Source organism: Methylocella sp. (genome assembly GCA_037200525.1).
Classification (GTDB): domain Bacteria; phylum Pseudomonadota; class Alphaproteobacteria; order Rhizobiales; family Beijerinckiaceae; genus Methylocapsa.
This window is the reverse complement of the sequence record JBBCGG010000001.1, coordinates 2,037,597-2,057,142: the sequence shown is the minus strand read 5'-3', so window position 1 is coordinate 2,057,142 and position 19,546 is coordinate 2,037,597. Positions and strand designations below refer to the sequence as shown.

Annotated in this window: 16 protein-coding genes and 1 pseudogene; 6 read left to right on the top strand and 11 right to left on the bottom strand. The window is 59.8% G+C overall.

Going from position 1 to position 19,546, the window contains the following annotated elements; genetic code table 11:
* The first annotated feature begins 110 nt into the window (after positions 1-110).
* Positions 111-877: pseudogene (locus WDN46_09915) on the top strand (IS5 family transposase).
* Positions 878-952: 75 nt separating this feature from the next.
* Here WDN46_09915 and gor read toward each other — a convergent pair.
* The 4 genes from gor to WDN46_09895 form a co-directional block, all read right to left on the bottom strand.
* A complete protein-coding gene (gene gor, locus WDN46_09910; GenBank protein ID MEJ0093735.1) occupies positions 953-2,371 on the bottom strand; it encodes a glutathione-disulfide reductase in 1,419 nt (472 codons plus the stop codon).
* A 151-nt stretch (positions 2,372-2,522) separates the two neighbouring features.
* Entirely contained in the window at positions 2,523-3,083 is a 561-nt protein-coding gene (locus WDN46_09905; GenBank protein MEJ0093734.1) for a DUF2059 domain-containing protein, read from the bottom strand.
* A 114-nt stretch (positions 3,084-3,197) separates the two neighbouring features.
* The gene (rpiA, locus tag WDN46_09900; protein ID MEJ0093733.1) at positions 3,198-3,908 is read right to left on the bottom strand and encodes a ribose-5-phosphate isomerase RpiA; all 711 of its coding nucleotides are present in this window, start codon (positions 3,906-3,908) and stop codon (positions 3,198-3,200) included.
* 149 nt (positions 3,909-4,057) lie between these two features.
* Entirely contained in the window at positions 4,058-4,480 is a 423-nt protein-coding gene (locus WDN46_09895) for a hypothetical protein (GenBank protein ID MEJ0093732.1), read from the bottom strand.
* A 182-nt stretch (positions 4,481-4,662) separates the two neighbouring features.
* Between WDN46_09895 and WDN46_09890 the strand changes: the two genes are divergently transcribed.
* Together WDN46_09890 and WDN46_09885 are read left to right on the top strand one after the other, a co-directional pair.
* Positions 4,663-5,361, top strand: coding sequence for an HAD-IA family hydrolase (locus tag WDN46_09890; GenBank protein ID MEJ0093731.1), 699 nt, complete (start codon positions 4,663-4,665; stop codon positions 5,359-5,361).
* Between the two features lie 135 nt (positions 5,362-5,496).
* Entirely contained in the window at positions 5,497-5,655 is a 159-nt protein-coding gene (locus tag WDN46_09885; protein ID MEJ0093730.1) for a DUF3309 domain-containing protein, read from the top strand.
* A 193-nt stretch (positions 5,656-5,848) separates the two neighbouring features.
* Here the strand turns inward: WDN46_09885 and ettA are convergent, their stop codons facing one another.
* Positions 5,849-7,501, bottom strand: a complete 1,653-nt coding sequence (gene ettA / locus WDN46_09880; GenBank protein ID MEJ0093729.1) for an energy-dependent translational throttle protein EttA — start codon at positions 7,499-7,501, stop codon at positions 5,849-5,851.
* Between the two features lie 255 nt (positions 7,502-7,756).
* Between ettA and WDN46_09875 the strand changes: the two genes are divergently transcribed.
* A complete protein-coding gene (locus WDN46_09875) occupies positions 7,757-9,796 on the top strand; it encodes a hypothetical protein (GenBank protein ID MEJ0093728.1) in 2,040 nt (679 codons plus the stop codon).
* 25 nt (positions 9,797-9,821) lie between these two features.
* On the opposite strand, the gene WDN46_09870 is transcribed toward WDN46_09875, so the two are convergent.
* Positions 9,822-10,505, bottom strand: coding sequence for a methyltransferase domain-containing protein (locus tag WDN46_09870; GenBank protein ID MEJ0093727.1), 684 nt, complete (start codon positions 10,503-10,505; stop codon positions 9,822-9,824).
* Positions 10,506-10,573: 68 nt separating this feature from the next.
* Positions 10,574-11,320, bottom strand: coding sequence for a GNAT family N-acetyltransferase (locus tag WDN46_09865; protein MEJ0093726.1), 747 nt, complete (start codon positions 11,318-11,320; stop codon positions 10,574-10,576).
* Between the two features lie 42 nt (positions 11,321-11,362).
* On the opposite strand from WDN46_09865, the gene WDN46_09860 reads away from it, so the two are divergent.
* Positions 11,363-11,830, top strand: a complete 468-nt coding sequence (locus WDN46_09860) for a hypothetical protein (GenBank protein MEJ0093725.1) — start codon at positions 11,363-11,365, stop codon at positions 11,828-11,830.
* A 316-nt stretch (positions 11,831-12,146) separates the two neighbouring features.
* Here the strand turns inward: WDN46_09860 and WDN46_09855 are convergent, their stop codons facing one another.
* Together WDN46_09855 and WDN46_09850 are read right to left on the bottom strand one after the other, a co-directional pair.
* The gene (locus tag WDN46_09855; protein ID MEJ0093724.1) at positions 12,147-13,793 is read right to left on the bottom strand and encodes an OFA family MFS transporter; all 1,647 of its coding nucleotides are present in this window, start codon (positions 13,791-13,793) and stop codon (positions 12,147-12,149) included.
* 84 nt (positions 13,794-13,877) lie between these two features.
* A complete protein-coding gene (locus tag WDN46_09850) occupies positions 13,878-15,089 on the bottom strand; it encodes a cupin domain-containing protein (GenBank protein MEJ0093723.1) in 1,212 nt (403 codons plus the stop codon).
* Between the two features lie 102 nt (positions 15,090-15,191).
* On the opposite strand from WDN46_09850, the gene WDN46_09845 reads away from it, so the two are divergent.
* Positions 15,192-16,058, top strand: a complete 867-nt coding sequence (locus tag WDN46_09845) for a LysR family transcriptional regulator (GenBank protein MEJ0093722.1) — start codon at positions 15,192-15,194, stop codon at positions 16,056-16,058.
* An 18-nt stretch (positions 16,059-16,076) separates the two neighbouring features.
* Here the strand turns inward: WDN46_09845 and glp are convergent, their stop codons facing one another.
* Both glp and WDN46_09835 read right to left on the bottom strand, forming a co-directional pair.
* Positions 16,077-17,333, bottom strand: a complete 1,257-nt coding sequence (gene glp, locus WDN46_09840) for a gephyrin-like molybdotransferase Glp (protein ID MEJ0093721.1) — start codon at positions 17,331-17,333, stop codon at positions 16,077-16,079.
* 107 nt (positions 17,334-17,440) lie between these two features.
* Positions 17,441-19,519: a PQQ-binding-like beta-propeller repeat protein gene (locus WDN46_09835; GenBank protein ID MEJ0093720.1), complete on the bottom strand. Its 2,079-nt coding sequence runs from the start codon at positions 19,517-19,519 to the stop codon at positions 17,441-17,443.
* Between the last annotated feature and the right edge of the window lie 27 nt (positions 19,520-19,546).

Below are 19,546 nucleotides of genomic sequence, written 5' to 3'. Positions count from 1 at the left end.
CGTCGCTTTCCGTCCTTCTCGCCCTAGGCCGTTGTGACGAATTCGGCGTTTGGGGGATTCTCGCGAGGATCTTTCCATGATTCAAGGCTGATTTTTGGAGATCAGCCTTGATGATTCGGGATGTCGATGCGCTGCGAGACGATCAATGGGAGCGGCTTTGTGATCTTGTGCCAGGCGGAAGAGCCGGCCAGCGCGGGCCGCGCTGCGACAATCGACGCTTCGTCGACGCGCTGTTATGGATGGCCCGCTCGGGCGGCCGCTGGCGCGATCTGCCCGAACGCTTCGGCGACCATCAGGCGGTGAAACGCCGCTACTATCGCTGGATCGAGCGCGGCGCCTTGGACGGATTTCTTGAGGCATTCACCGCCGAGGCCGATCTCGAATGGCTGATGATCGACTCAACAATCGTGCGCGCCCATCAGCACGCGGCCGGCGCAAGGATCGCCAAAGGGGGGCGGATGCCCAAGGCCTGGGCCGCTCTCGCGGTGGTTTGAGCACCAAAATCCACGCCGCGACAGACGCACTCGGCAACCCCGTTCGGCTCCTTCTCGGACCTGGGCAGCGCAACGACATCACAAAAGCGCACGCCCTGATCGAAGGCTTTGCGGCCGATGCGATCATCGCCGATAAAGGTTATGACGCCAATCACTTGCGCAAGGCTGTTCTTATGCGTGAGGCTGAGCCGGTGATCCCATCAAAATCCAATCGCCGCGCGCCGCTCCCCTACGACAAGGCGCTCTACAAGGAGCGCAATCTCGTCGAGCGTTTCTTCAATAAACTGAAGCAGTTCCGGCGCGTCGCAACCCGATACGACAAGCTCCTCGCAAACTACCGAGGCTTCGTATTGCTCGCCGCTATTGCTATCATGCTCAGGTAATTCGTCACTACTGCCTAGCTCAAAAGTGCGGTTACTAGAAATATGGGGAAGATGATCGTTTGCGCCAACTATGCCTTATGCGCCCTGGAGGCTTGCCTCTGGCGCCTCCGGACCGGCGGTCGCCCGCTCGTAGCGGGCGGTCCGCACGCGCATCGTCACCAGTTCTTCGGCGGAAGTCGGATGCACCGCGATCGTCGCGTCGAAATCCGCCTTTTTCGCGTGGAGCTTGATCGCAATAGCCAGAAGCTGAGCCATTTCACCGGCGTCGTCGCCTAGAATATGGACGCCCAAAACGACATCCGTGGCGCCGTCGACGACAATTTTCATGCAGATCCGCTCCGCCCGTCCCGAGAGAGACGCCTTCAGGGGCCGGAAGCTTGCCGAATAAACATCGACGCAATCATAGATGGCGCGCGCTTCGCTCTCGTTCAAACCGACCGTGCCGACCTCGGGCGTCGTAAAAACCGCCGTCGGAACGTTGACGTGCACGACCGTGGTCGGCTTTCCCCCGAACACGGTGTCGGCGAATGCATGACCCTCGCGAATGGCGACCGGTGTCAGCGCGATCCGATTGGTGACGTCGCCGACGGCATAGATCGAAGGGACATTGGATTGCGAGAATGCGTCGACCTTGACCGCGCCCTCGGCGTCAAGATGAACCCCTGCGTTTTCAAGCCCAAGGCCCACGGTATTCGGTCGCCGTCCGGTAGCGACCATTACCTGATCGACATCAACTTGCAGGCCCTTGCTCGAATGCCCTCTGAAACCATCGGCGGTCTTTTCGATATGCGTCAGCATCTCGTTGAAATGCAGGTCGACGCCAGCGTGTTTCAGCGCCTCCTGAACGCCGTTTCGCATGTCTTCATCAAAGCCGCGCAGCACATTTTCGCCGCGCGTCCCAAGGGTGACCTTGGTCCCAAGCCGGGCGAAGATGGAGGCGAACTCAACGGCAATATAGCCGCCGCCGATGATCAACATCCCCCTCGGCAAGGCCGGGAGATCGAACACCTCATTCGAGGTGATTGCATATTCGAGACCGGGAATGGCGGGCTCGAGGACCGGCGTCCCGCCGGTTGCGATTAGAATCGTGCGGGCGCTAATCCGGCGGCCGTCGGCGAGGAGGCGCACCGTATGAGCGTCCTCGAGCTCGGCGCGGCTGTCGATGATCGAGACGCCGGCCTTCTCGAGATTGGCCCGATATATTTCCGACAGCCGCGAGATTTCCGTTTCTTTTGCGGCGACGAGTTTGTTCCAGTCGAATGAAGGTTTGGCGAAGCTCCATCCGAAGCCGGCGGCGTCTTCAAAATCATCTTTGAAGCGGCTCGCGTAGACCATCAATTTCTTGGGCACGCAGCCGCGTATGACGCAGGTGCCGCCGAGCCGGAATTCCTCGGCGAGGGCTACTTTTGCGCCATAGCCGGCGGCGATGCGCGCGGCGCGCACGCCGCCCGAACCGCCGCCAATGACAAACAGATCAACATCGAAGTCAGCCATTCCCAACGCCTCCACGGACAAACCGATCATCAAGGCCTTTTGGAAGACTTTCCAGGCCGCGTCCAGCCCCGCTTCTGCTCCAAGCTGAAGCTACGCCGCCGACAATTTCCCGCCATTCCCATCTCCGACAGACAGGACGGATCGAGGCGACTTAAATGTCATGGCCTCTTTTTTTCATCTCTTCGCGCACGCGGGTCATCATGTCAGTCGAGACCTTGCCTTGCCAGCCTTGCATCGCCGTCACGATATCAGTCAACACCGCCGGTTGCGTCGCCACATATTGGCGCCCGGCGGGGCTGTCGAAGAAGGCGACAGCCGCTTTCAAATCCGCCTCGCTCAGCTGTTTGGCGAAAATCTGCGCGGCGATGTCATCCATTTCGTCGGCAAATTTGTCGAACTCGGGTTTGAGCTGGGCCAGCACGTCATTGAGATCGCGGATAAGCTCCGGCCGCGTCTGCGCCAGCGAGGAGCCGATCTGATCCATGAATTGCGGAATGACCACGCTGAAGGAACGCGACATCCCCGAGGCGACCACCAGGACGCGAGCCGCGGCTAAATGCGAGGGACTGGCCGGCTCCGGCATCGCCGCTCCAGCCGTCGTAGGCTCCGCAGAGGGTTGTTGCGCGATGGCGCTGGCGCCCGCCGTCAAGGAAGCGACCAGCGCACAACCAAAGGCGACGCGTCGTGCATATCTTTCAAAACTCGTGCGCAATTAAAATCCTCCTCGGCGATCTTTTCTCGAACGCCTTAAGCGCGCTGCACAAGCAATCATCCCGAAACGAGGCGCGCGTATCCGATGCAAAGGGTTTGTTTTGCCTGATGCCGATCAGTCCAACCGCCCGAAAACTTCAACGCCCTGCGTGCTGGCGCTAATCACCGCTCTGGCGACACCGATAAAAAGCCCATGCTCGACGACGCCTGGAATGGCGCAAAGGCGGAGCGCGAGCTGCTCGGGATCGGGAATGGCGTTGAAAAAGCAATCGACGATGTAATGCCCATTATCGCTGATGAAGGCGTCCCCAGCGGGCGTTTTTCGAAGCCGCACTTCGCCAGGACAGCCGCAAGCTTTGCCGCTCGCCAATATCATGCGCCGGGTCGCTTCGAGGCCAAATAGGTTCACTTCGACCGGCAGGGGAAATTTGCCGAGCGTCGCCACGAACTTCGAGGCGTCGGCGATGACGACCATGCGATGCGAGGCCATAGCGACGATCTTTTCCCGCAACAGCGCGCCGCCGCCGCCTTTGATGAGCCGCAACCGGGAATCGAATTCGTCGGCACCGTCGACCGTCAAATCAAGTTCCGGCGTCGCGTCGATGGTCGACAATGGAATTGAAAGCTCCTGCGCCTGCGCCTGCGTGCGCTCCGAAGTCGGCACGCAGATGACGTCCAAGCCCTCTGCCACGCGCGCGCCAAGCAATTCGACGAAATGCGCCGCCGTAGTCCCCGTGCCAAGGCCAAGCCGCATGCCCGGCTTCACCAGCTCCAAAGCTCTGGCTGCGGCAAGTCGTTTGGCGTCATCCGGACTCAAAGCGGGCATGAGGGTCTCATCCATTTCAGGCGAAGCGCCTGCGCCAGCGGGTTAGTCCCTCGCGAGCGGCCCCGTCAACCCTTGCGCGTCGCTTAGCCGGGATGGCCTCTCGATCGCATCGCGCGAAAAGTCACGCCCAAAATTGGGCGCCCAACAATTCATCGCGCCTGAGGGGTGCAGACCACGGCATCGTTCAGCACATAGCAAATCGACATCATGCCAGTGCGCAAATCGACGCGAAACACGCCGCCTTCCCGCTCGTGCCGCGAGGCGATCAGCGAATATTCGCTTTGCGACTGCGGACCGGCGCCTTCGCCCGGCGGATAGCAAAGGGTGACGCCGACAGAGCCTTCCTTCAACCCATATTGGCAGGCGCCGATCTCGCCCGTTGCGCGGTCAAGCCGATAAACGCGGTTGAGGTCCGTCTCGGGCGCGGCGAGAAATTCATAATTCGCGGCGACGGCGTTCTGCGCCGCGCCAAACAGCGCCAGTCCGGCCGCAAGACCGCGCGCGGCCGAGCCGGAAAAAGGCCGAGAAAGCCGAGAAAGCGGGCAAGAAAACGAGAACGCCAATAACCCCATCGTGTCAGCTCCTCGAGCCTTGATCTCATGCGCGGTTTCGTCGCGTTTCTATACTAAATCGCGTAAATATCGAGCGGGCAATGCGTCCGCTTCCGCCCGGGACGGGCAAAGCCTCGGCTTGCTTTTGAACGCCCCATCCTTGATGTTGCCGCGCGACGCCACCGGCTGCCAAGCAGGAGCCTATGACCCAAGATCTTTCGTCCCGTCCGCTGCTCGTTTTCGATCTCGATGGCACGCTCGCCGACACGGCGGCCGACCTCATCTCGACCCTCAACGCCATTCTCGTGCGCGAGGGTTTTGCCGCAATCTCTTTTCCCAACGCGCGCGCCATGGTCGGAGCGGGGGCGAAGGCTCTCGTTCAACGCGGCCTCAAAGCCAATGGGGTCGAGGCGAGCGAACAGCAGCTCGACGAGCTTTTCACCGATTATCTCGCGCACTACGAGGCTCATATCGCGGACGAGACGGTTTTATATCCTGGCGTCATCGCAGCGCTCGACCGTTTCGCGAAGGCTGGCTGGAGCTTTGCCGTCTGCACCAACAAGATCGAATATTCGTCGGTGCTGCTGCTGACCGCCCTCGGCGTCGCCGAGCGTTTCCAGGCGATCTGCGGCAAGGATACGTTTTCGGTCAGCAAGCCGGATGGCGAGGCGTTATTGCTGACGATCGCCAAGGCCGGGGGCGATCCTCGCCGCGCCATAATGGTCGGCGATTCGAGAACCGACATCGACGCCGCGCGTAACGCCAATGTCCCCGTCGTCGCGGTCAATTTCGGCTATACGGATCTGCCCGTCGAGACTTTTAACCCAGACCGGGTGATCGGCCATTTCGACGAATTGTGGGACGCGGTCCAGGGGCTCAGCGAGGTGTTTCACGTTGCTTGAGTAAAAGCGCCCGCCTTTCCATGCGTTGCGCAATATTTTGAACCAAGTTCAAGAGTTCAGCGTTGCGCTTCGTAAGCTCGGCGACCTTTTCGCCGGGGGATAGCCAGTGTTTTTGCGATCTGGCAGGAGGCGCCCATGAGCACGTTACTGATTATTATAATATTGATCCTGATATTCGGCGGCGGCGGCGGTTACTATGCGCACAGCCTATATGGCGGCGCTGGCCTCGGCGGCGTCCTCGGAACCGTTCTTATTATTTTATTGATCCTTTGGCTTCTCGGGGTCCTTCGTTAGATTGTTGTGACGCTCGGTCCCGGCAGGAAGCCCTTCCGGGATCATGCGGCTGCCAAGCTGATAAAACTTCAAGGCGTCGCGATCCTTGCGATAAACTCTCGCATCCCCGAGTTCCAACACGCTATCGCGCCGGATCATCGCTATGCATGACCTCGCGCCCGGGCGTACGGCCCGGCGCGAGGTCAACAAAACCCTACCGCGAGAATTTCTTGTACTTCATCCGGTGCGGAATGAGGCTGTCCTGGCCCAATCGGCGCTTCTTGTCCTCTTCGTAGTCTGCAAAGTTGCCTTCGAACCATTCGACATGGCTGTCGCCTTCATAGGCGAGGATATGGGTGGCGATGCGATCGAGGAAGAAGCGATCATGCGAGATGATCACAGCGCAACCGGCGAAATCCGCGAGCGCATCTTCAAGCGCGCGCAAGGTGTCGACGTCAAGATCATTGGTCGGCTCGTCGAGCAGCAACAAATTGGCCCCCGACTTCAGCATCTTGGCGAGATGCACGCGGTTGCGCTCGCCCCCTGATAGCTGGCCAACCTTCTTCTGCTGGTCGGGACCCTTGAAATTGAACGCGCCCGTATAGGCGCGTGAATTCATCTCGCGCTTGCCGAGGTAGATGATTTCATTGCCGTCGGAGATTTCCTCCCAGACGTTCTTCTTCGGGTCGAGGGCGTCGCGCGACTGATCGACATAGCCGAACTTGACCGAATCGCCGATCTCGATCGTCCCGGAATCGGGTTTCTCCTGGCCGGTGATCATGCGGAACAAAGTCGTCTTGCCGGCGCCATTGGGACCGATGACGCCGACGATGCCGCCCGGCGGCAATTTGAACGAGAGGTCATCGATCAGAAGCTTGTCGCCGAACGCTTTCGACAGATGGTTGAAATTGATGACATTATTGCCGAGCCGCTCGGCCACCGGGATGAGGATCTGTCCCGCCGCGGGCGCCCTATCGTTTTGCTTGGCGACGAGATCGTCATAGCGCTGGATGCGCGCTTTGGACTTGGCTTGCCGCGCCCTTGGGCTCGAGGCGATCCAACTCGCCTCAGACTCCAATTGGCGTTGGCGCGCTTCATCTTCGCGGCCTTCCTGCTGCAGGCGTTTTTGCTTCTGCTTCAGCCAGGACGAATAATTGCCCTCATAGGGAATGCCGCGGCCGCGATCGAGCTCGAGAATCCAACCCGTCACATTGTCGAGGAAATAGCGATCATGGGTGACGATCAGGATCGCGCCCGGATAGTTGCGGAGATGCCCCTCGAGCCAATTGACGGTTTCCGCGTCGAGATGGTTGGTCGGTTCGTCGAGCAGCAACAGCTCCGGCTGTTCGAGCAGCAATTTGCAGAGCGCAACGCGGCGGCGCTCGCCGCCCGATAGCTTGTCGACTTTCCAATCGTCCGGCGGACAGCCCATAGCGTCCATGGCGAGATCGACCTGCGCGTCGAGATCCCAGAGGCCGCGCGCCTCGATCTCGTCCTGCAATTTGGTCATCTCATCGGCGGTCTCGTCGGAGTAATTCATGGCGAGATCATTATAGCGATCGAGAATCGCCTTTTTCGACGCCACGCCGAGCATCACATTGCCGCGCACGTCGAGGCTGCTGTCGAGCGCCGGCTCTTGCGGCAAATAGCCGACCTTGGCGCCTTCGGCGACAAAACCTTCGCCGGTATATTCCTTGTCGATTCCGGCCATGATCTTCAAAAGCGTCGATTTACCGGCGCCGTTGACGCCGAGGACGCCGATTTTGGCGTCTGGGTAAAAGGAAAGGTTGACGTTTTCCAAAACCTTCTTTCCGGTGGAAAAGGTCTTGGTCAGGCCCTGCATGTGGTAAATGAACTGCCGCGCCATTGGGGCTCGCATCCGTTGTCTGAGAGTTGGGAATGTTGGAACGCTATGTAGACGGGCGCGGCTGGGCGGTCCAGACCGCTGTGAAAAACCTGCGCCGTGAACAAAGCGAAAGGCGCCGAAAAAGATTTGGGTGTTGTCTCCGTTATATTCGCCCGCCTACTTGCGCCTGAACGTCGGCAGGCCGAGAATTTCGCCAAGAGAACGGGCGTTGTCGGTCTAATTCTACAGCAAATCGCCTCAATAAGGATATGCGCCTTGCCTGATTTCGGATTGCGGAACCTTGGAACGATTATCCCTGGCGCAAGAGGAGCGGAGCCGATCGCTCCGACGCCGCCCGCCGCGCGCGCCGTGACCAAAGCGGTCGATTCGCCGGCCCCCGCCGCCTCGCGGCTGGACGCCGTCTTTGCGGCCGATGACGCCGGCGACGCCGATGCGCTGTCGTCAAATGCGCTTGGTCTTGACGCGCCGTTGAGCCTCCTCGCCGAACTTGCCGCCCATGGCCGCACGCAAACGCCGTTCGCCATCGGACTTCTTGGACCATCCGGGTCCGGCAAGAGCCTCGCTCTCAACAAGCTCGTTCGTTTGATCGAAACCTTGAGCGTCGCCGCGCGAGGAGCCGCTACGACGCCTTTTCTGACCAGCATTCTGACCCTGCGCGTCAATGCCGCCGACCTCGACGGGCATCCTGCCGAGGCGCTGGCCGGAGTCCTTTACGCGCGTCTCGCCAAAACCTTCCCTGCTCTGGCGCTCGAGGCGGCCCACGCCGCCCGCGATCCGGGCGTCGCCGCGCGCGAAGCCTTTGAGCGCCTCGACGCCGCGCGCCTGAAACTCGAGGCTGAGCGGCGATCTTTGGAGGAGGCGGACTCCCGCCGCGCGCGGCTGACCGACACCGTGCTCTATGAGACGCCGGGCTCGCAGGTCGATGCTTATGCGGCGAGGCGCCGAAATCGAATCAAGACCACTATGGCCCGGTTCGGCATTAGCGGCGATCCCATCCCGGGCTACAAAGACATGGTCCGCACCATCGCCGACAGCAGCGCCCCCGCCCGGCTGAATTTCGCTTTCGGCGCCTTTTGGGCGCTGAAAGGACAGATGAAACTCATCATCACCGCCATTCTTCTGGTCCTCGCCGGCATCGGGCTCGGCGCAGCCGTTGACGCGCAGGACGCATGGCTCGGTCTTTTGCGCCGGAACGAACAACTCGTCTCCGCCGCCAATTGGATCGGGGCGCATATGGATTGGCTCTTGAGCCTGCGCCAGCTGGCGTTTTTCGGCGCCGGGCTCGCGCTCGTCGTCAATGTTTGGCGGGCTTTGCGGCTGCTGCAGCTCGCATTTCGCGGCGCGAGCCTGCTGCGAAGCGATCTTTCCGATCGCCGGCGCGAGACGGACGGCAATTTTGGGCATCAGGCTCGCCGCGTGCAGGATCTTGCGGCGGAAGTCGATAATCTCAGCCGCCGCGCCACCGAGGCGGAACGGCGCGCAGGGGCCCTTCATTCGGCAAATCCGGCGCTTGCCGAGCCCTCGCCATTCACTGGCGATGTCGTCAGGCAACAGGCTCAGCGCTTCATCGCAGCAGTCGGCGCCTTGGTCCAGAGGCGGGGCCAGAGCAATGCGAAGACAAGCGAAGCGCCGCAGCGAATCATCATCGCGCTCGACAATCTTGACCTTGCGCCAACCTCTCGGGCGCGGGAAATTCTTATCCATGTCCGCAGCCTGCTCGGGCCGGGCTATGTAAGCCTGATCGCGGCCGATCCCGCCGCTTTCGGCGGCGATGCCTTCAGCCTCGACAAATGGATTCAGGTGCCGCTCCAGGTCGGCAAAATCGCCGCGCAGGATGGCTTTTCGGCGCAGGTTCGGAACATTCTGGGCAGCGCAACGTCAAAGCAGGCGCTCACCTTTAGCGAAGCCGGACGCTCAGCGCTCGACGAACCGCTGAGCGAGGCCGAAACCAATCTTCTCACGGCATTAGCCCCCCTTGCCGGGCGTTCGGCGCGCTCGGTCAAGCGTTTCGTCAATCTCTACCGGCTGCTGCGGGCGGAATGGCCGAACCAGCCGGAACAGCGCGGTGCGCTGGCCTTCATGCTGGCTCTGGACGCCGGCGGAACTCCCGAGGAAATCGCCGCTGTAGACGAAGCGCTCGCCGGCGCAGCGGAGGATGCCGAATTTGATTGGCAAAAGGGCGATTTCCGGGTCGCTCAGGCGCTGGGCGCCGCTGCAGGCGCGGGAGGACCGGTGACCGGCGGGGCTGCGCGGCGCGCCGCCGCGACCGTTCGGCTATTCTCCTTCAATTCGTGAACTACCGTCGAAGCCTCGGATCGACTTAAAATTCGGTCACAGCGTTTCGGCTGTCACCTTCAGAAGTCCATAGCTCCATATCGAGCTTAATAAGCCTGCTTTTTCTGCCGCCAGCGTGTTTGAGCCAACCGGACGACCTAAATACTGAAGAATGAACCGGGTTCAGATATATGATGCGTATTGAGCGAGGATTAGACTCGATCGTTTGTTTGATGTTGTCCAAAACCAGCTTCAATGTTTTGGCGCCGAAAGGGTTGAAGAAAAAGAACACGGTCCCGGCGCTATAATCCATATCCACCGCATCGCCACACCGCACCTCGATCGGCGACAAGCGGCGCTTTAAATTGCGCGCGTTTGCCTGCGCCTTTTCAGCAAAGACAGGAGATAATTCAACTCCAACCACTTTCAACAGGCGCCTTCGCGCGACATAACACAGCGCTCTTCCATCTCCGCATCCGACATCGAAGAACACGTCATCATGCCTGAAGACAATTCGGCCGAGGAACCAGAACACAAGAAGATAACTGACGGGTTGGTTTTGTAAGGCGTCATCAAATTTACCGACGCTTTCGGATTGCGGACCGACATTCGCGGTTGCATCAATTTCTGGGATAGTAACAATGCCCCAGCGCCAGTCGATAAAACGATCCAGAGCAAGCCGCAGCTTGCTCCTGTAATGGCGTAAATTCGGTAAGCTCAAAATAGACATTTTTGCGCTCTCTTGCCAAAGGCCAGTAGCATAGCTTCATGCCCACAGCGGGCGATGGGCGGAGGTTATCAAGCGACGCGCGCTCTGGCTCTTTCAAAAATCGAGGCGGGGATCTTTCGAAGTTTGGTCCACCCACGAGAAGCAAGGGCTCCGAACAATGAAAATTCGGCAAGACGACCACGCGCGGAAAGGAAGATAATGCGCGTCTTGTGAGACGATTTTTGATTTGCCCAAATCGCTTTATAGTCGCCATCCAGTGGCCGGAAATCAAAATCAAGCTTGTTTGCATGCGCCCACTTCACAAGGAACTCCACCAGCAGGGTTCCAACCGAATATAAGCGGAATGCTTCGTCGTAGGTTGTAAAGAAGCCTTCCACGCATGACTTGCTGACCAGGCTCACCGCGGCCGCGACTGGCACGCCGTCCACCTTCACGAATGAGACAAGTGGAACGGTCGATAAATCTGTTCGATCGGCGAGCGCGATGAAGAAATCCTTTAACCGATCGTCTTTTAGATACTGCGTATTGAATCCGTGAGACTGAGACCATTGCCGTTTGTGCGCAAACAGCCAAGTCAAAACCGCATTCGCATCCTCGACCGTAGCGGACCATCCGATCTCAATGCGCCCCAGCGCGCTTAGTCGCTTGAAATCGCGGCGTAAGTTGCGGCGAAGCGATCGCGGAAGCGTAGCGAAAAAATCCTCCCATTGGCTGATCCCGCGCAGCGCCACGGCGTACCCCGGAAGCGCGCCCAGCGTCTTCGGCAACAATGAGAGCGTCCACGACTGCGGAGCCGCATCGAGCGCTTCCTGCAATGCGCTACCGTCTCGAACCGAGACAACTTCCAGAATGTCCGCATGTGCTTTCAGCGCTGCGCCAAGGGTCGTCGTAACAAGCGCTCTATCCGCTGCGTTTCTGACGAGCGGGCCGCCATATTCTTCGCCACTGCCGCACGTCAAGCCCGTTGCAATTCGCAGCAGGCCTTTGCGATGAATCGCAAGCGGCCAGATCGCCATCAAACCCTGGTCGCCGTGGACCATCGCCACATCAACGGAGCTTTTCTCGGAAAAAATACGCGACGCCGCCAGTTCGCAATACTCATATGTCGCGCATTGGAAATAATCTTCGGCGATGGCGGCGAGCTTTTCCCAATCGTGACGCAGGGTCGCGAACGCCTCCAAATCACCGATGGTTTTAACCTCGCACCGGAAGCCGCTTTTAATTGTCGGTCTCATGTCATCGACCCTGTACGCCACAGTAAGCGTGGACGATTTCACAGACACGGATACGCACGCGGACGCCGAATCGACGCCCGTTTGCTCTAATAATGTTAAGTCGTAGCTTAATCGGAAGCGTCAAATGCGACGACATATATATTATGAATATTCTCAATTCGCAAATTGCGACTTCGTTTCGTCGACGTCGGATTCGAGCGTTGGCAAAAGCTTTGCAATACAGCAATCGACTTTCACTGTCGTCGGCCTATCTTCTTCCGGCGTTCTGCTTGCGTCATGAACGCCAGCGCCGTCGCGAGGCGGCGACGAACGATCGAGATCGCATCGCAAAGCCTCGCGCAACGGCGCAGCACGGCGAACGGCGAACATGGTTGGGGGGCAATCATGTTCCGTGTTTGTCGCATACTTACTGGAAGGTTCTCACAGCGCTTTCGATCGCTTTCCAAACGCCCCAAAGAACGGGAATGCCCACCAACGCCCAGGCGAATCCCGCGACCGCATCGGACTCGCCGCAGCCGATCTGAACCGAGCTGGCACCTGGACCAACCTTGGTGGCCTGCGCCACCTTCGCCGATACATCCTTCATCAGCCATTTCTTATGAACCGGCCGGATCAATGCATTGCAAATGAACCCGACGGCGAGAAAACCCGCGAGGATATAAAGGGTGCGATCGTAGACGAGCGCGCGATCGACTCCAGCCGCGATCTGCCTGTCGCGAATTTGGCCGACGACAATTGGTCCAACGATGCCGGCCGTCGACCAAGCCGTCAACAACCGGCCGTGGATGGCGCCGACAAAGCGCGTGCCGAAGACATCCGCGAGATACGCGGGGACAGTTGCAAAGCCGCCGCCGTACATCGACAGAATGATGCAGAAGGCTGAGACGAAAAGCACCTTCGAACCTAGATGCGCGAAATTGGGGGCCGAGGCGTAAAGAAGGATGCCAAGACCAAAAAAGATGAAATAAGTGACCTTGCGCCCGATTTTATCGGATGTGGAGGCCCAGAAGAACCGGCCCGCGATATTGAACAAGGACAACAGGCCGACGAACCCGGCGGCGATCGACGCGACCATCGCCTTGTGCGCGGCGTCTAGCGCCGAAAAACCGACGTCCGGCTGACCGACCAATTTGCCGCCGAAAATCTCCTGCAACATCGGCGAGGCCATGGACAGAACGCCGATCCCGGCCGACACGTTGAGGCAGAGCACCGCCCAGATCAGCCAGAACTGCGGCGTCTTATGCGCGTCGGCGAGGTCCACATTGCCGCTGGTCACAAGGGCGCTCTTATGCGCCGACGGAGCCCAGCCCTGCGGCAGCCAGTCTTTGGGGGGAACGCGATAGCCGAACGCGCCGATGAGCATCACAATCAAATAGATGACGCCCATCACCAGAAGCGTCCGCCAGACGCCGACGTCGGTCGACGTTTTGAAATGATTCATCAGCAGACTGGCGAGCGGCGAACCGATCAGAGCGCCGCCGCCGAAACCCATGATGGCCATGCCGGTCGCCATGCCGCGCTTGTCGGGGAACCATTTGATCAAGGTCGACACCGGCGAAATGTAGCCAAGACCCAGACCTATGCCGCCGATGACGCCAATGCCGAGCCAAAGCAGCCACAGCTGGTGCAGATAGACGCCCAGGGAACCAAGCAAAAAGCCGCCGGACCAGCAGAGCGCGGAAACCATGCCGGCTTTGCGCGGCCCGGCGCGCTCGAGCCAACCGCCGAATAAAGCGGCGGAGAGCCCGAGGAAGACGATGCCGCATTCGAAGACAACGAGAAGATCGCTGACTTGCCAATCGCAGGTGCGCGTGAACAAGGCGCTGAATACGGACATATCCGGGCACGAAGCGGATTTATCGAGACCGATGGCGCGCGACAGCGGCAACCAGAACACGCTCAACCCGTACGCCATGCCGATGCATAAATGAATGGCGAGCGCCGCGGGCGGCACAAGCCATCGATTGAAGCCGGGCTTTGCGACGGTATATTCGCGGGAAAGAAAGCCGGGCTTAACCGCGCCGGCTCCCTTCGGATCCAACGTTGAGATCACTGCATCCTCCCTTATAAATTCGCGTCGTTACGCGGTCGATGCGCCAGCAAAGCGCTCGATTTCTGCTTATGCTATAATAGTCGCCTAGACTGGCACAACCGGCGTCTTCGTCTGCGCCAGTTTTTGAAGCGTCGCCACGTCGATGTTGAGGTGCGCAGACACGAGTTCATGCGGCACATTGTTCATCCATGAGGCCAGCGAAATATCGGCATATTGAGGCGTTGTGAAAACCTCCAAAAAGCGGAGCGTATCCTTGCCGATATTCTGAACGTAGTGACCAATCGATTGCGGCACATAGCCAACATCGCTCGGGTGGAACTCCACCGTATTGTTTCTTCCTTCGCCGTGGAAGACGCCCATGCGGGCCGTGCCGCTGATGTAATACTGCCATTCGTCCGAGAGCGGATGCCAATGCAATTCGCGTAAACCGCCTGGCGCGAGCTCCACCAGAGCCGCCGACATTGTGGTGGCCGGGAAGTTATTCACATCGGCGATGCGGACCGATCCCCCGGCCGACTGGAAAACCGGCTTCTGGTCTCCAAGCGGAAAGGCGTAAGAGTTCGGCACGACAGGCTGCTTGCTCTGCGCAAGATCGTCCGCCAAGCTGCCCGGCACCGGCGCGTTGAAGATCCAGAGGTCTTTCCGCTCGATCTTATCGAAGGTCGAGGCGGCGACGCCAAAGTTCTTGGCGAGCACCTCTTTCGGCGTGTGATTGAACCAATCGGTGATGAGGAAAGTGCTGTCCTCGGAGAAATTGCCGTCGTTGAAGACGAGGATGAATTCGCAGCCGTCAGGACCCAGCCCCTGGATCGAATGGGGCACGCCGCCCGGGAAGAACCACAGATCGCCTTCCTTGACGTCGGCGACGAATCTTTGGGCGCCTGAATCGACGGCGGTTATCCGCCCGACGCCATAGGTCACAAAGGCCCACTCCGCCGGCACATGCCAGTGCAGTTCACGCACTGCGCCCACGGGAAGGCGCATGTTGACGCCGGCCATATTTTTCGAAATCGGGAAATTCCGGACCGTGACCTCGCGCGCCCAGCCGGCGTCGGTATGGCGGTTATGGACGGCGGAAAACGAGTGTCTCAAAGTGCCAAGATTGCCATGATCGGTCGGAAGCCCTTGCCAATCATAAGGATTGATTGCCTCCTGGGCCGGATCGTGCGGGCCTGGATCGCTTTCGGCGGCGGCTGAATAGCTCTCCGCCGAAGCGAAACTAGCCTGCGCCGCAGCAGCCACAAGACCGCCGGCAGCGCTGGTCGCAAGGAGCTTGCGCCGCGAATATAAAGCCATTTTAATCTCCATACATATTTTTCATTAGAGGTTTTGGCTGTAACGCTGGCACTATGGCGGTTGTCTATCTATCACTGAACTAGGTTGATGGCGATAAGTGCTATGGCTTCTGCCGATAACCCCTTGCTTGATCCGGTCTGTTTGCGAACCTTCCTCGTCATCGCGGAAGGAGCCAGCTTTTCGGAAGCGAGCCGTCGGCTCGGCCTTGGCCAGCCGACTGTCAGCGAACACGTCCGCAAGCTCGAGAAAATAGTCGGCCATCGCCTATTCGTGCGCGACACGCATTCCGTCAGCATGACTTTGGAAGGCGAAGCGATGGTCGAATTCGCCCGCTCCATTCTGGAAACCAATGAGAGAGCCCAGCGCCATTTCGCCGGAACGAAACTGCGCGGGCGCCTGCGCTTTGGCGCCTCCGAAGATCTTGTCGCGTCCTGGCTGCCGGAGATCTTGAGAAACTTCGTGCAGAACCATCCCTTGGTCGACCTTGAGTTCACTGTTGCGCTCAGCAACATATTGATCAATCGATTTGACGTTGGCGAACTCGACCTCGTGTTGTGCAAGCGCTGGCCGGGAGAAGATCGCGGCGATCTTCTTTGGCGGGACAGTCTCGTCTGGGTTGGAGCCGATAAGACGCCCGCGACGCAAGAACAGGTTCAGTTGATTCTTTATCCGCCGCCGAGCATCACGCGCTTCATGGCCTTGGCGGCGCTCGAACGCGTCGGCGCGCCGTGGCGCATCGCCTGCACCAGCGGCAGTCTCAGCGGTCTTGTCGCGGCGACTCAGGCCGGATTGGGATTCATGGCGCATTCGAGGAAGCTGATCCCCGCGGGGCTGGTCGAGCGCCCGCCGCTCAAAGGCATGCCGACCTTGGGCGAGCTTGAATTCGTTATTTTACGCGCGCGTAGAAACTCGCAGGCGCCGGTGGCCGAGTTGAGCGCCGCAATTCGGGCGAAGGGGGAGAAGTTCTAGAGCCGCAGACAGTTGAGCCTATCGCACAAGGTCATAAGCAATGAAGGCGACCTTATCCCCCGGCGCGACTTTCGTGACATCCTCCGGCAACTCAACGAAGCCATGCGTGCGCGTCAGCGAGGTCAAAACCGCCGCCCCTTCGACGCTATATTTTTTTGCAATGATTGCGCCGGATGCATCGGCCGCCAAAGCGACGCGGATATATTCGCGCCGGCCGGTTTTCTTTTTGTATGCGAACCCAGAGATCACCGGAAGCGCCTGCGCGGGCTCAAACAAAGCGCCCGACAGAGCAGCGATGAGCGGGCGCACCACATAAGCGAAAGTCACAAACACCGCGACCGGATTGCCTGGCAGCCCGACAAAAGGCGCGCCTTCAATCACCCCCATCGCAACAGGACGACCCGGCTTGATGGCGAGCCGCCAGAACACCATCGACCCATTGTCCGCAATCGCCGCCTTGACGTGATCTTCCTCGCCGGTTGAAACGCCGCCGGAGGTCAGCACAAGATCATGCGTTCGCGCCGCCGCGCGCAGCGCCTCTCCGATCGCATTGGCGTTATCGCTGAGAATGCCAAGATCGGTCACTTCCACGCCCTGGCGGCGCAGCAAACCATGCAGCATGAAACGATTGGCGTCATAGGTCGCGCCCGCGCGCAAAGGCTCCCCCGGCGCAACGATTTCGTCGCCGGTGGAGAAAATGGCGACCTTTAATCTGCGCCGCACCAGCAACCCGCCAACGCCGAGTCCGGCGGCAAGGCCAACATCTTCGGGTCGCAGACGCCGGCCGCGCAGGAGCGCCGCCTCGCCAACATGAATGTCTTCCCCACGCAAACGGCGATTGTCTCCCCGCGAAAGGCCGGCAGGCAAAGCCACGGACCCATCCGCGAGGCAGCGACAATCTTCCTGCATGAACACCGTATCCATGCCCTGCGGCATGGCCGCCCCGGTGAAAATGCGCACGGCTACGCCCGCGACATCGCCGAGGCCGAGAGGATGACCCGCGGCGGCCCTGCCCGCAACGCGAAGGGTTGTTTCGCCCTGCGGCGCAAGATCTTCGAACCGGACCGCATAGCCATCGACAGCGGAATTATCGAAGGCCGGCAGATCGATTGGCGAGATGAGATCTTGCGCTAAAATGCGCCCATCGGCTTCGGCGAGAGAAACCATCTCGTCGCCATCGACGCTGGACACGCGAGCAAACAGCAGGGCGACCACAGCGTCGACCGGCATCGGCGCCTTGGCCGCTGAAAAACTATCTTTGCCGAGTTGAGCCATAACGATGGCTATCCCCAATAAGAGCCTGATCGCCCCAAGAAATTGCGACCGCGGCGCTCAGCGCAGCGGTCCGTTTACACAGGCGCCTGAAGCGATCAAAGATGCATTCACGGCGCGCAAGTAGCCGCGCCAAGCACCACCTCTTTCAAGGCTGACAGATCCGTGGTCGGGAACGGTTGCTTTCCGTCGCCGGCGGGTTGCACGCAGTTATATTTTAGAAGGTAGGCCATCACCGATGCGTATTCATCAGGTTTAAGCGTTCCCGGCGCCGTCAGGGGCATGCTCTGCACCACGACAGTGCGCAACTCCGAGGCGTTGAGATGCGAATGGCCGAAACTGGGGCCGGTCAAGGCCGGGGCGGAGATGCCTTGCAGACCGGCCCCGTGGCACGCCGCGCATTCCCTGGCGTAAACCGCGGCCCCCTGTGCGACCTGCTGCGGGGTGTACGGCGCGGAGCCGCTGGACCTTGACGGCGCTTCGGATTCCCGGCCGACGCCATTCGGCGCCTCCGCGAGCGCGACTTGGCCGGTTGCGTCGTTGCTAATGGCCGGCGTAGAGCCCAGCCCATAGGTGAGGACGCGGCTGCCGCCCGAAGCGGGAAGGTTCGGCGTCTGCTGGTTGCCCGCTTTGCCGACGACGACAGTCAGATATTCATTGCCGTTGAAGCTGTAAGCCGAGATTGGAGCGACAATCGCCGAACCGGCGGCGGCCTTCCAATATTGCTGGCCCGTCGCCGCATCAAAAGCATAGAGATTGCCGCCGACGTCGCTGGTGAAGGCCAAGCCCGTCGAGGTCACGAGAACGCCGCCTTGCGCCGGATACGGCAGGGGCTGACGCCAGCGCAGCTTGCCGGTATCGACGTCAATCGCGCTGACGACCCCAGTGGCGTTCTGTCGTTTTGGCAGCGCGCCGCCTAGATAGGTCTGACCGGCAATATATTGCGGAGTCTCGGTCGTGATCTTGTACACGGCGCATTCTTCCGTGCTCGGCACCAGGAAGACGTTGCTGGCGGGACCATAAGCGCCGCTGTTCCACTCAATGCCGCCGCCATGATTGGGGCATGCCGAATTTCCTTCCATGGTCGGCGCCGTATCGAGGCCTTCCTGCTTGTCTACGGCAAGACGATGCACAACCTCGCCGCTTTGGCGGTCGAGGATGACGAAGTTGCCGGCTTTGTCTCCGATCGCGACCAGCGACCGCATTTTTTTATCGACGCGGCCTTCGAACAACACTGGAATCATCGCGGGATCGCTGTCATGCGTGTCGTTATGCATGACCTGGTAGTACCATTTCATTTTCGGCTGTTTGCCCGAAATATCCAGCGCGACCAACGAATTGGTATAGAGATTCTCGCCTTCGCGTCCCGTCATGACCAAGTCCGGTCCGGGATTGCCGGGCGTAACGAACAAGGTGTCGCTATCCTGGTCGACAGCCAAGCCGTTCCATACGGCGCCGCCGCCGTGCTTCCAGGAGTCGCCCGGCCATGTTTCATGACCCGGCTCGCCGGGGCCAGGAATGGATTGCCAATCCCATAGGCGCGCGCCGTCTTTGACGCTGAAGGCGCTAACCAAGCCAATATTGCCGTTGTCGCCGCCGCCGGTCCCAACGATGATCCGGTCCTTGTAGACATAGGCCGCCATCGAATAAAAACTGTTGCTGGTGTCGCGGCAGCCCTGCACGCTCCAAACTTTTTTGCCGGTTTCCGCGTCAAGGGCCAGAATCTGACAGTCTTGGGTGGCGATGAACACCTTGCCGTCGGCGAGGCCCACGCCGCGATTGACGGCGTACAACAGCACATAAGCGGGGTTATAGGCTGCTTGCCAAAGGAGTTTACCGGTCGCCGCGTCGAGCGCGAGCACGCCGTCATGCGGCGTCGAGACGTACATCTTGCCATTCCAGATAATCGGCGCCGCTTCCTGCTCCCCTTCGGCGACATTGGTGCTCCAAGCCAGACGCAGGCCACCGGCATTGGTTTTGTCGATTTGTTTAAGCGTCGTGTAGCGGTTGCCCGCATGGGTCTTGGCGGGCAGAACCCAATTATTGTCGTCTTGCCCTGCTCGCAGCAGAGTTTCCGCAGTCGGCGCATCCGCGGCAAACCCAGGCGCAATTGCCGCCATAAGGCTTATCGACATGCAGGCGGCCAGTCCTGGTAAAGATTTGTGGAGCTTCCACGATCGATTTTGCATGTCACGTTTCCTATGCCGGCATAGTTC

What these genes read in the sequence shown, in the direction of transcription:
- WDN46_09860 (MEJ0093725.1), top strand. Translation starts at nt 11,363, where the DNA reads ATGTGCTTTCAGCGCTGCGCCAAGGGTCGTCGTAACAAGCGCTCTATC.
- glp (MEJ0093721.1), bottom strand. Translation starts at nt 17,333, where the DNA reads ATGGCTCAACTCGGCAAAGATAGTTTTTCAGCGGCCAAGGCGCCGATG.
- WDN46_09835 (MEJ0093720.1), bottom strand. Translation starts at nt 19,519, where the DNA reads ATGCAAAATCGATCGTGGAAGCTCCACAAATCTTTACCAGGACTGGCC.
- rpiA (MEJ0093733.1), bottom strand. Translation starts at nt 3,908, where the DNA reads ATGCCCGCTTTGAGTCCGGATGACGCCAAACGACTTGCCGCAGCCAGA.
- WDN46_09870 (MEJ0093727.1), bottom strand. Translation starts at nt 10,505, where the DNA reads ATGTCTATTTTGAGCTTACCGAATTTACGCCATTACAGGAGCAAGCTG.
- WDN46_09850 (MEJ0093723.1), bottom strand. Translation starts at nt 15,089, where the DNA reads ATGGCTTTATATTCGCGGCGCAAGCTCCTTGCGACCAGCGCTGCCGGC.
- gor (MEJ0093735.1), bottom strand. Translation starts at nt 2,371, where the DNA reads ATGGCTGACTTCGATGTTGATCTGTTTGTCATTGGCGGCGGTTCGGGC.
- WDN46_09895 (MEJ0093732.1), bottom strand. Translation starts at nt 4,480, where the DNA reads ATGGGGTTATTGGCGTTCTCGTTTTCTTGCCCGCTTTCTCGGCTTTCT.
- ettA (MEJ0093729.1), bottom strand. Translation starts at nt 7,501, where the DNA reads ATGGCGCGGCAGTTCATTTACCACATGCAGGGCCTGACCAAGACCTTT.
- WDN46_09845 (MEJ0093722.1), top strand. Translation starts at nt 15,192, where the DNA reads ATGGCTTCTGCCGATAACCCCTTGCTTGATCCGGTCTGTTTGCGAACC.
- WDN46_09885 (MEJ0093730.1), top strand. Translation starts at nt 5,497, where the DNA reads ATGAGCACGTTACTGATTATTATAATATTGATCCTGATATTCGGCGGC.
- WDN46_09890 (MEJ0093731.1), top strand. Translation starts at nt 4,663, where the DNA reads ATGACCCAAGATCTTTCGTCCCGTCCGCTGCTCGTTTTCGATCTCGAT.